This window comes from Paracoccus sp. SCN 68-21 (genome assembly GCF_001724535.1).
Classification (GTDB): Bacteria; Pseudomonadota; Alphaproteobacteria; order Rhodobacterales; family Rhodobacteraceae; genus Paracoccus; species Paracoccus hibiscisoli.
Genome location: NZ_MEES01000002.1, coordinates 46,017 through 59,653, shown reverse-complemented (window position 1 = coordinate 59,653; position 13,637 = coordinate 46,017). Strand labels below are relative to the sequence as shown.

12 protein-coding genes are annotated in these 13,637 nt (G+C 67.9%); 5 read left to right on the top strand and 7 right to left on the bottom strand.

Annotated elements, in window-relative coordinates; all coding sequences use genetic code 11:
- Positions 1–15: 15 nt before the first annotated feature.
- The 5 genes from ftsA (at position 16) to recN (ending at position 6,977) form a co-directional block, all read left to right on the top strand.
- Entirely contained in the window at positions 16–1,350 is a 1,335-nt protein-coding gene (gene ftsA, locus ABS73_RS01035; protein ID WP_136857256.1) for a cell division protein FtsA, read from the top strand.
- Between the two features lie 223 nt (positions 1,351–1,573).
- Positions 1,574–3,151 (top strand): cell division protein FtsZ, encoded by a 1,578-nt coding sequence (ftsZ, locus tag ABS73_RS01030; RefSeq protein ID WP_277022539.1) that lies wholly within the window; start codon positions 1,574–1,576, stop codon positions 3,149–3,151.
- Between the two features lie 231 nt (positions 3,152–3,382).
- On the top strand, positions 3,383–4,318 hold the full coding sequence (lpxC, locus tag ABS73_RS01025) for a UDP-3-O-acyl-N-acetylglucosamine deacetylase (RefSeq protein ID WP_277022542.1): 936 nt from the start codon (positions 3,383–3,385) through the stop codon (positions 4,316–4,318).
- A gap of 135 nt (positions 4,319–4,453) precedes the next feature.
- Positions 4,454–5,302 carry an outer membrane protein assembly factor BamD gene (locus tag ABS73_RS01020; protein ID WP_277022544.1) on the top strand — a complete coding sequence of 283 codons (849 nt, stop codon included), beginning with the start codon at positions 4,454–4,456 and terminating at the stop codon, positions 5,300–5,302.
- Between the two features lie 28 nt (positions 5,303–5,330).
- Positions 5,331–6,977 (top strand): DNA repair protein RecN, encoded by a 1,647-nt coding sequence (gene recN, locus ABS73_RS01015; RefSeq protein WP_277022547.1) that lies wholly within the window; start codon positions 5,331–5,333, stop codon positions 6,975–6,977.
- On the opposite strand, the gene ABS73_RS01010 is transcribed toward recN, so the two are convergent.
- From ABS73_RS01010 to ABS73_RS00980, 7 genes are all read right to left on the bottom strand, one after another.
- Complete coding sequence (locus ABS73_RS01010; protein WP_277022549.1) at positions 6,974–7,309, bottom strand: hypothetical protein; 336 nt, start codon at positions 7,307–7,309, stop codon at positions 6,974–6,976. The genes recN and ABS73_RS01010 overlap by 4 nt on opposite strands.
- Positions 7,310–7,405: 96 nt before the next feature.
- Positions 7,406–7,687, bottom strand: a complete 282-nt coding sequence (locus tag ABS73_RS01005) for a hypothetical protein (protein WP_277022551.1) — start codon at positions 7,685–7,687, stop codon at positions 7,406–7,408.
- Positions 7,688–7,757: 70 nt separating this feature from the next.
- Positions 7,758–8,627, bottom strand: coding sequence for a 3-hydroxyisobutyrate dehydrogenase (gene mmsB / locus ABS73_RS01000; protein WP_277022554.1), 870 nt, complete (start codon positions 8,625–8,627; stop codon positions 7,758–7,760).
- On the bottom strand, positions 8,624–9,628 hold the full coding sequence (locus ABS73_RS00995) for an enoyl-CoA hydratase/isomerase family protein (protein ID WP_277022556.1): 1,005 nt from the start codon (positions 9,626–9,628) through the stop codon (positions 8,624–8,626). Before ABS73_RS00995 ends, mmsB begins: the two co-directional genes overlap by 4 nt.
- Position 9,629: 1 nt before the next feature.
- The gene (locus ABS73_RS00990) at positions 9,630–10,775 is read right to left on the bottom strand and encodes an acyl-CoA dehydrogenase family protein (RefSeq protein ID WP_277022559.1); all 1,146 of its coding nucleotides are present in this window, start codon (positions 10,773–10,775) and stop codon (positions 9,630–9,632) included.
- A 75-nt stretch (positions 10,776–10,850) separates the two neighbouring features.
- Complete coding sequence (locus ABS73_RS00985) at positions 10,851–11,981, bottom strand: carboxylate-amine ligase (protein ID WP_277022562.1); 1,131 nt, start codon at positions 11,979–11,981, stop codon at positions 10,851–10,853.
- A gap of 103 nt (positions 11,982–12,084) precedes the next feature.
- Positions 12,085–13,584 carry a CoA-acylating methylmalonate-semialdehyde dehydrogenase gene (locus tag ABS73_RS00980; protein WP_277022565.1) on the bottom strand — a complete coding sequence of 500 codons (1,500 nt, stop codon included), beginning with the start codon at positions 13,582–13,584 and terminating at the stop codon, positions 12,085–12,087.
- Positions 13,585–13,637 lie beyond the last annotated feature (53 nt).

The following is a 13,637-nucleotide window of genomic DNA, read 5'->3' as shown; positions in this document are numbered from 1 at the left end:
GGGAGGGACCGGCGAATGACAGACCTGTATCAGACTCAGCGCGCCATGCGGAACATCCGCCGCGCCGCCCTCCAGCGGGGCGTGATCGGCATTCTGGACATCGGCACGTCCAAGATCGCCTGCCTGGTGCTGCGGTTCGACGGGACCGGCACCTTCCGCGAGACCGACGGCGTGGGGCCGATGGCGGGCCAGGTGAATTTCCGCGTGATCGGCGCGGCTTCGACCCGGTCGCGCGGCATGCGCCGCGGCGAGATCGAGACCATGGCCGAGACCGAGCGCGCCATCCGTACCGTCGTCGCCGCCGCGCAAAAGCTGGCGGGCGTGCGGGTCGATCACGTCATCGCCTGTCTGTCCGGGGGGCGGCCCGCCTCCTATGGCCTGGCCGGAGAGATCGTGCTGGCCGCGGGCAAGGTCGGAGAGGCGGATGTGGCATCCGTACTGGCCGCCTGCGACACGCCCGATTTCGGCCGCGGCCGTGAGGTGCTGCACGCGCAGCCGGTGAATTTCGCGGTCGACAACCGCAGCAACCTGGCAGATCCGCGCGACCATCTGGGCAACAAGCTGTTCTGCGACATGCATGTGCTGACCGTGGACGGCGATTCCATCGGCAACCTGGTGCAATGCATCCGCCGCTGCGACCTGGAGCTAGCGGGCATCGCCTCGGCGCCCTATGCCTCGGCCCGCGCGTCACTGGTCGAGGATGAGCAGGAGCTGGGCGCGGCCTGCGTCGATTTCGGCGGCGGTGGCACCGGCGTCACGATCTTTGTCAAAAAGCACATGATCTTTTCGGACCATGTGCCCATCGGCGGCAACCTGATCACCCAGGACATCGCCCAGGGGCTGCGGGTCAGCCTGCCCGTGGCAGAGCGGCTCAAGACGCTGAATGGCGGGGTCGAGGCCACGGGTCGCGACGACCGCGACATGATCGATGTCGGCGGAGAGACCGGGGACTGGGAGGCCGATCGCCGCCAGGTCAGCCGCGCCGACGTCATCGGCGTCATGCGTCCCCGGGTCGAGGAGATCCTGGAGCATGTCCGCGAGGTCCTGGATGCGGCGGGCTTCGACCACATGCCCAGCCAGCAGATCGTGCTGACCGGCGGCGGCAGCCAGATCCCCGGCCTGGACGGGCTGGCCGCGCGCATCCTGGGGCCGAACATCCGCTGCGGACGGCCGCTGCGCATCGACGGGCTGGCCCATCAGCTGACCGATCCCAGCTTTTCCAGCGCTGTGGGGCTGGCCCTGTTCGCGGCCCATCCGCAGGACGAATGGTGGGATTTCGAGATGCCCGCCGACCGCTATCCGGGGCGCAGCCTGCGCCGCGCCTATCGGTGGTTCAAGAACAACTGGTAGGGGCGGACCGACCGGTTTCTGGGGCGTGGTGGGGTCTTCCCCACCATATTATGGGGATGTGGCAAGATGCCGCCTATTTCAAGGGCCAACCCTCCAGATTTTGCGCAGGGCGGGGCTTTTTCGGGTGACGCAAGGGGCCCGAATGGTTACGATGATCATCAAAGACCGGGATTCGAGCGGCATACCCGCCTCCCAGAGCAAGCAGCGATAACAGGCGGATACCATGAACCTCAATCTGATGATGAACGATGAAGAAGAGCTGAAGCCGCGCATCACCGTCTTCGGGGTCGGGGGCGCTGGCGGCAACGCCGTCAATAACATGATCCAGAAGCAGCTGGACGGGGTCGAGTTCGTGGTGGCCAACACCGACGCGCAGGCCCTGCAGCAGAGCCGTGCGACCAGCCGCATCCAGATGGGTCCCAAGGTGACCGAGGGTCTGGGCGCGGGCGCCAAGCCGACCATCGGCGCCAAGGCCGCCGAGGAGACCATCGAGGACATCGTCGATCACCTGATGGGCGCGCATATGTGCTTTATCACCGCCGGCATGGGCGGCGGCACCGGCACCGGCGCGGCCCCGATCATCGCTCAGGCCGCGCGCGAGATGGGCATCCTGACCGTCGGCGTCGTGACCAAGCCCTTCCAGTTCGAGGGGTCCAAGCGGATGCGCCAGGCCGAGGAGGGCGTCGAGGCCCTGCAGAAGGTCGTGGACACGCTGATCATCATCCCGAACCAGAACCTGTTCCGCCTGGCCAACGAAAAGACCACCTTCACCGAGGCCTTCGCGATGGCCGACGACGTGCTGTACCAGGGCGTCAAGGGCGTGACCGACCTGATGGTCCGTCCCGGCCTGATCAACCTGGACTTTGCCGACGTCCGCGCCGTGATGGACGAGATGGGCAAGGCCATGATGGGCACCGGCGAGGCCTCGGGCGAGAACCGCGCTCAGGAAGCCGCCGAGCGCGCCATCGCCAACCCGCTGCTGGACGAGATCAGCCTGAACGGCGCGCGCGGCGTGCTGATCAACATCACCGGCGGCTATGACATGACCCTGTTCGAGCTGGACGAGGCCGCCAATGTCATCCGCGACAAGGTGGACAGCGACGCCAACATCATCGTCGGCTCGACCCTGGACCCCGACATGGACGGCGCGATCCGCGTGTCGGTCGTGGCGACGGGCATCGATGCCGGCGCCGGTGCGGTCGAGGTCCCCTCGCCGCGCCGCACGATGGCTGCGCCGCTGACGCAGAACCCGCAGGTCGCCGCACCCGCCGAGGAGCCCGTCATGCCGCCGCGCCGTGTCGCCCCCCCGGTGGCCGAGACGCCCGCCCTGCGTGCCGAAGCGCCCCGCGCCGAGGAGGACATGCCGCAGCCCGCCTATCAGCCCAAGGACAGCGCCCGCCAGACCGCCGTGCGCATCGACGATGACGCGTCGGCCTTTGTCGCACCGCGCGCGCCGCAGGGTGCCCGTCCCGGCCAGCCCGCCCCCGAGGTGATGGAGCGTCTGCGCCGCGCCGTGGACAATCACGGCCGCGCACCGGCCCAGCCCCAGCAGCCCGCCACCGCCGGTGGCGCCAGCCGCATGAGCGGTCTTGGCCGCATGCTGGAGCGGATGGCCGGCCACGGCACCGACCAGCCGGGCGCGCAGAAACCCGCCGCCTCCTCGATCGCCGACCGCGTGAACGAGCGTGTGGCCGTGCGTGCGCGCCAGCAGGATACCGACTTTGACGACCTGGCCAGCCCCGATGCCAGCGGCAAGGACAATGTCGAAATCCCGGCTTTCCTGCGCCGTCAGGCCAACTGAGCCGGATCACGATACCGGCATGGAAAGCTGACGAAAGGGCCGCCCCAAGGCGGCCCTTTTTGCATGGATATCAGGCCTTTAAGTTAAATCATCCGCAGGTTGCAGGGTTGCAGCGACCGAATGTTTCACCCCGTTACAAAACGTTAATTGAACGCATGGCGGACCGGACCTAGCTGGAATGATACGAGGGGCGATCCGCACCCCGCAGAACATTCCGAAGGCAGGCACACCATGCAGGCGACGCTGAACGACACGGTGACCTTTCAGGGCGTTGGGCTTCATTCCGGGGCCTCGGCCCGTCTGGACATCCATCCCGCCCCGGCCGGTCACGGCATCGTCTTCCGCCGCACGGACCTGTCTCCGCATGTCGACATCCCGGCAATGTGGGATCACGTGACCCCGTCGCGCCTGTGCACCCTGCTGGATAACGGTCAGGGCGTCACCCTCTCGACGGTCGAACATGTCATGGCCGCGCTGGCCGGAACCGGCATCCACAACGCGCTGGTGACGATCGACGGCCCCGAAATTCCCATTCTGGACGGCTCCTCCGCCCCCTTTGTGGCCGGCATCTTGGAGACGGGCATCGCGCGTCAGGCCGCACCGCTGCGCGCCATCCGCGTGCTGCGCCCGGTCGAGGTCCGCGAGGGCGACGCCTTTGCCCGCCTGTCCCCCGCCGACCACCTGGAGATCGATTTCGAGATCGACTTTGCCGATGCCGCCATCGGGCATCAGGAAAAGCGTCTGGACATGGCGAACGGCGCCTTTGTGCGTGAATTGGCGGACAGCCGTACCTTCTGCCGGGCGGCGGATGTCGATGCGATGCGCCGCAACGGTCTGGCCTTGGGTGGCACCTATCTGAACGCGGTGGTCGTCGATGGCGGGCGCGTCCTGTCGCCGGGCGGCCTGCGTCACACCGACGAGGCCGTGCGCCACAAGATGCTGGACGCGACCGGCGATCTGGCGCTGGCGGGGGCGCCGCTTCTGGCGCGCTATACCGGGCACCGGGCCGGGCATGCGATGACGAACCGCCTGCTGCGCGCGCTGTTCGCGGACCCCGACGCCTGGACCTGGGAGCTGTGCTCTCCAGAGCTGGAGGGCCGTCTGCCGGGTGCGGGCGTTGCCGATTATGCGCGCCCCCGAATCGCCGCGGTCTTTGCCGCGGAATGATGCCGGGACGTCCCGGACCATGCCGGAATTCAACGGATTGCCATTTTGCGCCCCCTGATGTTCTGTGCTAGAGCATGCCGGCATCGCCGCCCCGTGGCGGGCGGCGCATCGGCAAAATCGTAGGGCAGGATAAAGATGGCGGGCTCGAAAATCTCGGCTTCGGTGATGGCTACGGCACTGGCGGGCCTGGTCCTGACCGGCTGCGGCGGCAACCGGGACGCGGCGCAGCGGCAGAACCTGGACCGCTTCACCGCCGAGGAGATCTACAAGCGCGGTGAGTTCGAGTTGGAGAATTCCCGCCGTCCCGCCGATGCCGTCATCTATTTCAGCGAGATCGAGCGGCTGTATCCCTATTCCGAATGGGCCAAGCGCGCGCTGATCATGCAGGCCTATGGCAATCACAAGGCACAGAATTATGAGGAGGCGCGCGGCGCGGCGCAGCGGTTCCTGGACGCCTATCCGGGCGATGAGGATGCGGCCTATGCGCAATACCTGCTGGCGCTGTCCTATTACGACCAGATCGACGACGTGGGCCGTGACCAGGGGTTGACCTTTCAGGCGCTGCAAGGGCTGCGCACGGTGATCGAGCAATATCCCGACAGCGAATATGCCCGCAGCGCGATCCTGAAATTCGACCTGGCCTTCGATCACCTTGCCGCCAAGGAGATGGAGATCGGCCGCTATTACCTGAAACAGGGGCATTACGCGGCATCCGTGAACCGCTTCCGCGTCGTGGTCGAGGAGTTCCAGACCACCAGCCAGACCCCCGAGGCGCTGCTGCGCCTGGTCGAGGCCTATCTGGCCCTGGGCCTGCTGGACGAGGCGCAGACGGCGGGCGCGATCCTGGGTCACAACTTCCAGTCGTCGCCCTTCTACCAAGACGCCTTCCAGCAGCTGCGCGGGCGCGGTCTCAGCGCGGAATCGCGCGGCGACAGCTGGCTGACCAACGTCTATCGCCAGACGATCCAGGGGCGCTGGCTGTAATGACCACCCGTTGCGCGGGTCGCGGCCCATGCTGAGATCGCTGGACATCCGCGACATGCTGCTGATCGACCGGCTGGACCTGTCCTTCGGCCCCGGCCTGAACGTGCTGACCGGAGAGACCGGGGCGGGCAAGTCGATCCTGCTGGACTGTCTGGGCTTTGTGCTGGGCTGGCGCTCTCGCGCCGATCTGGTTCGGCAAGGCGCGACCCAGGGAGAGGTGCAGGCCGTGTTCGACCTTCCCGCCGCCCATCCGGCCCGCGCCCTGCTGGCCGAGGCGGGCATCACCATCGACGATGATGAGCTGATCCTACGGCGGGTCAATGCGCTGGACGGGCGCAAGACGGGCTGGGTCAACGACCGCCGCGTGTCGGGCGAGGTGCTGCGCCAGCTCTCCGAGGTTCTGGTCGAGCTGCATGGTCAGCATGACGATCGCGGCCTGCTGAACCCGCGCGGACACCGGGTGCTGCTGGATGCGTTCGGCGCGATGGATCTTGCGCCGGTGCGCGCAGCCTGGGCCGCCCGCCGCGAAGCCGCCCGCGCGCTGGAGGAGGCCGAGGCCGCCTTGGCCGCCGCCCGCGTGGAGGAGGAATTCCTGCGCCATTCGGTGGCCGAACTGGACAAGCTGGCCCCAGAGCCGGGGGAGGAGCAGCGCCTGGACATCGCCCGACGCTCCATGCAGGGGGCCGAGCGGATTCGCGACGACGTGGCCCGAGCCCTGCAGATGCTGGGGGGCGACGGGGCCGAAGGGGCGATGGTCGATGCCGCGCGCTGGCTGGAGGGGGCATCGGATCGCGCCGAGGGCCGCCTGGACGAGCCGCTGGCCGCCCTGTCCCGTGCCCTGATCGAGCTGGGCGAGGCGACCCAGGGGGTCGAGAACACCCTTTCTGCGCTGGATTTCGACCCGCATGCCCTGGAGGCTACAGAGGAGCGGCTGTTCGCGCTGCGCGCGCTGGCCCGCAAGCATGACGTGCTGGCGGATGATCTGGCGGGGCTTGCCGATCAGCTGCGCGGCAGGCTTGAGCGGCTGGACGCGGGCGAGGCGAGCATGGGCGCCCTGCGCCAGGCCGCCCGCGATGCCGAGGCCGCCTATGACGCCGCCGCCGCCGGGCTGACCCATGCGCGGACCGAGGCCGCCGGGCGTCTGGATCAGGCGGTCACCGCCGAACTGGTCCCCCTGAAGATGGAGCGGGCGGTGTTCCGCACGGTCGTCTCTCGGGCCGATCCGGGGCCTGACGGGCGTGACGTGGTGGCCTTCACGGTCGCGACCAACCCGGGCGCGCCTTCGGGCCCCTTGGACAAGATCGCCTCGGGGGGTGAGCTGTCGCGTTTTCTGCTGGCTTTGAAGGTGTGCCTGGCGCGCGGCAATGATGCTCTGGTCATGATCTTCGACGAAATCGACCGAGGCGTTGGCGGTGCGACCGCCGATGCTGTGGGCCGACGCCTGCAGACTCTGGCCGATGGGGCGCAGGTTCTGGTCATCACCCATTCCCCGCAGGTCGCGGCCTTGGGTGCGGAGCATTTCCGGGTGTCGAAATCGGTGACGGATGGAATGACCACCTCGACCGTGGTGCCCCTGTCCCAGCCCGACCGCGTGGCCGAGATCGCGCGCATGCTGGCCGGAGATCGGGTCACCGACGCCGCGACCGAGGCCGCGCGGTCGCTGCTGGACGGCTAGTCCAGCAGCCGCGGGACGGGGCGCAGGACCGACAGCACACGGCGGTCGATCGCGTCGATCCGCACCAGATGCCCGGCTATGATGGCGAATTCCTGCCCGTCGGGCAGGCCTGCCAGCCCATAACGACCCGGCATCGTCACGCGATGAACGCTGTCCGGCGGCACCGTCTGCCCGATGGGCGGCACCGCGGCAACGGTACCCGCACAACCCTGCTGACAGGCCTGCCCGGTATCGGGCAGACCCTGCGTGGGGATCGTGTTGGGGGCGGTCAGGGCGGCAAGTCCGAGCATTGTCCCTGCCGCCACGGCGGCAAAGGGGTGCAGCGGCGTCATCGTGTCCTCATTCAACGGTCATGGCTCAACCCAGGATGGGGTGGCGGGTTCCGCCCCTGCCAGCATGGCAGCCATGTCGTGATCTGGGGGATGCGCCTATTTCGGCGGAATAGGGCGCAGCACCGACTGGATCTTGCCGCTGGCGGTGTCGATGCGCACCAGATGCCCGGCGACAACGGCATAGCGGCTGCCGGGCAGGTCGGGGCCCAGCCCGTAGATGCCGGGATTGTCGATCAGCCGGGTCTGTGCGGGCGGGGGCACGTCACCCACCACCGGGGGGGCCTGATCCGCAGCCTGCGCCCCGGGCCGCAGGCCGACGAGGAACAACAGGGTCACCGTGACAATCACGCCCGCCGTCAATCCCCATCGTGCCGCCATTGTCGCCCCCATCCGTGACCTCCGATCTTGAGCACATCAAAGGTTAATTCAGGGTATGCAAGGGGTGCTGTTAGCGCTGGCGCTGCGACAATCTGGGCAGCATGGCAGAAAAATCACGCCCGCGACCGTCCTCGCGCTCGACAAAATCCTCGTAGTGCTGGCGCGCCAGCGCCCCCATCGGCGTGTCGGCACCGACCGATTCGGCCGCCATCTGGGACAGGTTCAGGTCCTTGAGCATCAGCTCGGACGCAAAACCGGGCGCATAGTCGCGATCGGCCGGGCTGACCGGACCGACCCCCGGCGCGGGGCAATAGGCGTTCATCGACCAGCTATAGCCCGAGCTGGTCGAGACCACGTCGAACATCTTCTGCCGGTCCAGTCCCAGCTTGTCGGCCAGGGAAAAGGCCTCGCAGGTGGCGATCATGGTGACGCCCAGGATCATGTTGTTGCAGATCTTCGCCGCCTGTCCCGCGCCGCTGTCGCCGCAATGGACTGCCTTTTGGCCCATCACCTCGAACAGCGGCTGGAAGGTCGCGAAATCGCCCGTATCGCCGCCGACCATGAAGGTCAGCGTCCCGGCCTGCGCACCCCCTGTGCCGCCCGAAACCGGCGCATCCAGCGCGCCCAGGCCCGCATCGCGCGCCATGCGGGCGACGGCGCGGGCGCTGTCGACATCGACGGTCGAACAGTCGCACAGCACCGCCCCCGCCCGCATCGCCGGGATGATCTGGGCCGCGACCGCCTGCAGGATCTGGCCGTTGGGCAGCATGGTGATGACCACATCGGCATCGTGCACGGCATCAGCGGCGCTGGCGGCGGCGGTCACGCCCTGCGGCGCCGGGGCGGCGGTGTCAAAGCCCGCAACCTGATGCCCGGCGGCGGCCAGGTTGGCGGCCATGGGCGCGCCCATATTGCCCAGTCCGATAAAGCCGATCCTCATTCTGCATCCTCCCACAGCAATTCGTCATCCCCAAGCGGCGCAAGCATGGCGCTCAGCTTGTCCTCGGTCGGGTCGTGGCGCCAGACGGGCTGGCGGTCCTTGTCGATGATCTGGGCGCGCACGCCCTCCAGGAAATCGCTGTCCGCGGTGGCGCGGGCGGTAAAGCGGAACTCTCGGCTCAGCGATTGCTGCATCCGGGTGTCGGCGCGGGCGGCGCGCACCATCGCAAGGCCCGCAGCCATCGACAGCGGCGAATTGCGGCGCAGGGGGGCTAGCGCCTCGGTATCGCCCGCGGCCTCCAGCGCTGCGATGATCTCGGGCAGGGTGCGGCCGCCGAACGCGGACAGGTCGCGCCGGTCCAGCGTGGCGGCGGGAGCGGGCTGGCCGCGCAGGACCCCGACATCGCCGTCCCGCTCCAGCGCGGTGATCAGCGCGGGCCAGTCGGCTTCAGGGATGAAAAAATCCGCGAAGCCAGCATGGATCGCGTCGCCCGGACCCATCCGCGCGCCGGTCAGCGCCAGATACTCACCGATCCGCCCCGGCGCGCGCGACAACAGCCACGTGCCGCCCACATCCGGGATCAGGCCAATGCCGCTTTCGGGCATGGCGATGCGGGTCGTGTCGCCCACGATGCGGTGGCTGGCATGGCCGCCGACCCCCACGCCGCCGCCCATGACAAAGCCCTGCATGAAGGCCACGATGGGTTTCGGGAAATCGGCGATGGCCGCGTTCATGCGGTATTCGTCGCGAAAGAAGTCGCGGCCCAGCTGGTGATCACCCGCCAGACCCGCGTGATAGACCGCCGCGATGTCGCCGCCCGCGCAAAAGGCGCGGTCGCCTTGGGCGTCGATAACGACCAGCGCCACGGCGTCATCGCCCTGCCAATCGTCCAGCGCGCGGTGGATGGCCAGCGCCATGTCATGGGTCAGCGCATTCAGCGCCTGTGGCCGGGCCAGCGTGATGCGGCCCGCGCGCCCGGTGATGCGGATATGCAGGTCCATCCTATGCCCTTTCCGCCAGAAGGGCGCGGCCGATGATCAGGCGCATGATTTCGTTCGTGCCCTCCAGGATCTGGTGGACGCGCAGGTCGCGGACGATCTTTTCGATGCCGTAATCGGCCAGATAGCCATAGCCGCCATGCAGCTGCAGGCACTGGTTGGCGACCTCGAAGGCGCGGTCGGTGACGTGCAGCTTGGCCATGGCGCAGAACTTGGTGGCGTCGGGTGTGCCCTGGTCCAGCTTCCACGCGGCCTGGCGCAGGAAGATGCGCGACGATTGCAGGGCGGTCTCCATCTCGGCCAGGCGGAACTGCAGGGCCTGGAACTGGTCCAGCGATTTGCCGAACGCCTTGCGGTCGCCCATATAGGCCACCGTCTGATCCAACGCGGCCTGCGCCCCGCCCAGGGCGGCTGCGGCAATGTTCAGGCGACCGCCGTCGAGGCCCGCCATCGCATAGCTGAAGCCGCGACCCTCCTCGCCCAGCAGGTTTCCCTGGGGGATGATACAATCGTCGAACTGGACCTGGGCGGTGGGCTGGGACCGCCAGCCCATCTTGTCCTCAAGCCCCCCGAAGGACAGGCCCGGCGTGCCGTCGGGCACGATCACGGTGCTGATCCCCTTGGGGCCATCCGCGCCGGTCCGCACCATCGCGATATAGGCATCGCTGTAGCCGCCGCCGCTGATGAAGGCCTTGGTCCCGTTCAGGCGCCAGCCCTGGTCGTCGCGGTCCGCGCGGGTGCGCAGGGCGGCGGCGTCCGACCCGGAGCCCGGTTCGGTCAGGCAATAGCTGAAGATCGTCGTCATCGAACACAGGTCGGGCAGCCAGCGGGCGCGGGCCTCGTCGCTGCCGAACTTGTCGATCATGCCGCCGCACATGTTGTGGATCGACAGGAAGGACGCGACCGAAGGGCAGGCCATCGACAGCGCCTCGAAGACCAGCGTGCCGTCCAGGCGCGACAGGCCGGTGCCGCCGTGATCCTCGGAGACGAAGATGCCGCCCAGGCCCAGGGCCGCCACATCGGGCCAAAGGTCGCGGGGGATGGTGCCTTGGGCCTCCCATGCGCGGGCATGGGGCGCGATGCGGTCGGCCCCGAAATCGCGGGCCATGTCAAAGATGGCCTGCTGTTCCTCGGTCAGTGCGAAATCCATCGGCAGCCCCTCCCCGGACCGGTCTGAATTGAACAGATGTTTAATTGGCAGATGTTGCGACAGTGTTGCAAGCGGTCAGAGGTCGCGGGTGAACTCCTGCGTCAGGTGGTGGGTGACGGCCCGCAGGGCGTGGGCGTCATCGGCCCCGGCCTGCCGGGCGCGGGCATGGACGGCGCGCTGTGCCTCGGATGCGGTGCCATCGGCCACCATCTCGCGCAGGCGGGCGACATGCGGCTGACAGTCCAGCGCATCGGCATCCTGCGCGATCAGGCCCAGCCAGTCGTCCGCGATCTGCTGGAACGGGATGATCCGGCCCGCGCCAAAGTCGATCATTCCCTCGGTCGTGCCATAGCGGAGCGCGCGCCAGCGGTTCTCGGCCAGAAGGAACGGCTCGTACTGGCGCCAGCGCTGGTTGCTGCGCGACAGGCGCCACAGCATGCGCAGGGTGGTCTGGATCAGGGCGGCCAGCGTCAGTGCATCCTCGATCCGCGGGCAGGCGTCGCAGATGCGGGTTTCCAGCGTGGGGTATTTGCTGCTGGGGCGCAGGTCCCACCAGATCTTGCTGCTGTCCTCGATGATGCCCAGGTCGGTCAGGGCCTGGACCGAGCGTTCGAATTCGTCCCAGCTGCCCATCTGCGGGGGCAGGCCGGTGCGGGGCATGTCCCCGAAAACCGTGGTGCGGTACGAGGCAAGCCCCGTATCCTCGCCCAGCCAATAGGGGCTGGAGGCCGACAGCGCCAGCAGATGCGGCAGGAAATAGGCCAGCTGGTTCATCAGGTCGATGCGCTGCGCGGGGTCGGGGATGCCCACATGGACATGCATGCCGCAGATCAGCATACGCCGCGCCACGCCGCCCATGTCGCGTGACAGCTGGTTGTAGCGGTCCTTGTCGGTATGGTCCTGGTCGCGCCAATCCGCGAAGGGGTGGCACGAGGCCGAAATGGGCGCCAGCCCATATTCGGCAGCGCGCCGCGCGACGGTGCCGCGCAGGTCGCGCAGATGATCGCCCGCGGCGCGGATGTCGGCGCTGACCGGGGTGCCGATCTCGACCTGGCAGCGCAGGAATTCGGGGCTGACCTGGTCGCCCAGATCGGCCGTCAGCGCCTGCATCAGCGCGTCGGGGGCTGCGGCCAGCTGCAGGGTGTCGGCATCGACGAGAAGGTATTCCTCTTCGATGCCCAGGGTGAAGTCGGGATCAGTCGTCATGGGTCCGTCCTGGTTGCCACGACGCGCCGGGCTTGCGTCCCGCGAGGTGCCGGGGGGCTGGCTGCCCCCCGGACCCCCCGCCACGTCGCGTGCCGTATCGGCGTCAGTCCATGGCCTTGAAGTTGAACTCTCCGCCTTCCTTGATGCCCGACGGCCAGCGGGCCGTCACGGTCTTGGTCCGCGTATAGAAGCGGAACGCATCCGGGCCGTGCTGGTTCAGGTCGCCGAAGCCCGATTTCTTCCAGCCGCCGAAGGTGTGATAGGCCAGCGGCACCGGGATCGGCACGTTGATGCCGACCATGCCGATATTGATGCGGTTCGCGAAATCGCGCGCCGTGTCGCCATCGCGGGTATAGATCGCGGTGCCGTTGCCGTATTCGTGGTCCATGGCCAGCTTGATCGCGTCCTCATAGGTCGCGGCGCGGACGGTGGACAGGACCGGGCCGAAGATCTCGGTCTTGTAGATGTCCATGTCAGGGGTCACGCGGTCGAACAGGTGGGGCCCTACGAAGAAGCCGTCCTCGTAGCCCTGCAGGTTGAAGTCGCGGCTGTCCACGACCAGGTCCGCGCCCTGATCGACGCCAGTCTGGATCAGGCGCAGGATGTTCTCCTTGGCGGCCTTGGTCACGACCGGGCCGTAGTCGATGTCGTTGCCGGCGGTCCAGGGGCCGACCTTCAGCTTCTCGATCCGCGGGATCAGCTTTTCGATCAGCGCGTCTGCAGTCTTGTCGCCCACCGGCACCGCGACCGAGATCGCCATGCAGCGTTCGCCCGCAGCCCCGAACCCGGCACCGACCAGCGCATCGGCGGCCTGATCCAGGTCGGCGTCGGGCATGATGATCATGTGGTTCTTGGCGCCGCCAAAGCACTGCGCGCGCTTGCCGGTCGCGGCGGCGCGTTCATAGATGTATTGCGCGATGGGGGTCGAACCGACAAAGCCCACGGCCTGGATGACCTCGCTGTCCAGGATCGCGTCGACCGATTCCTTGTCGCCGTTCACCACCTGCAGCACGCCGTCGGGCAGGCCGGCCTCCTGCAACAGCTTGGCCAGCATCAGGGGAACCGAGGGGTCACGCTCGGACGGCTTCAGGATCATCGCGTTGCCGGCGGACAGGGCAGGGCCCATCTTCCACAGCGGGATCATGGCGGGAAAGTTGAAGGGCGTGATGCCCGCGACCACGCCCAGGGGCTGGCGCATGGAATACATGTCGATGCCGGGACCGGCGCTGTCGGTGAAGTCGCCCTTGAGCAGATGCGGCGCGCCGATGCAGAACTCGATCACCTCCAGCCCGCGCTGGATGTCGCCCTTGGCGTCAGGGAAGGTCTTGCCGTGCTCGCTGGACAGGGCCTCGGCCAGCTTGTCCATGTCGCGGTTGATCAGGCCGACAAAGGCCATCATCACGCGCGCCCGGCGCTGCGGGTTGGTGGCGCCCCATGCGATCTGGGCCTTGGCGGCGCGGGCGATGGCGTCGTCCATCTCGGCCTTGGTGATCAGCGACAGGCGGGCCTGAACCTCGCCCGTGGCGGGGTTATAGACGTCGGAAAACCGGCCCGAGGTGCCTTTGACTTCCTTGCCGTCGATCCAGTGATGTATCTCTTTCATCGCATCCTCCTGCAACTGTTGGGCGCAGCCTAGTCTTGCGGATTTGCGGAATA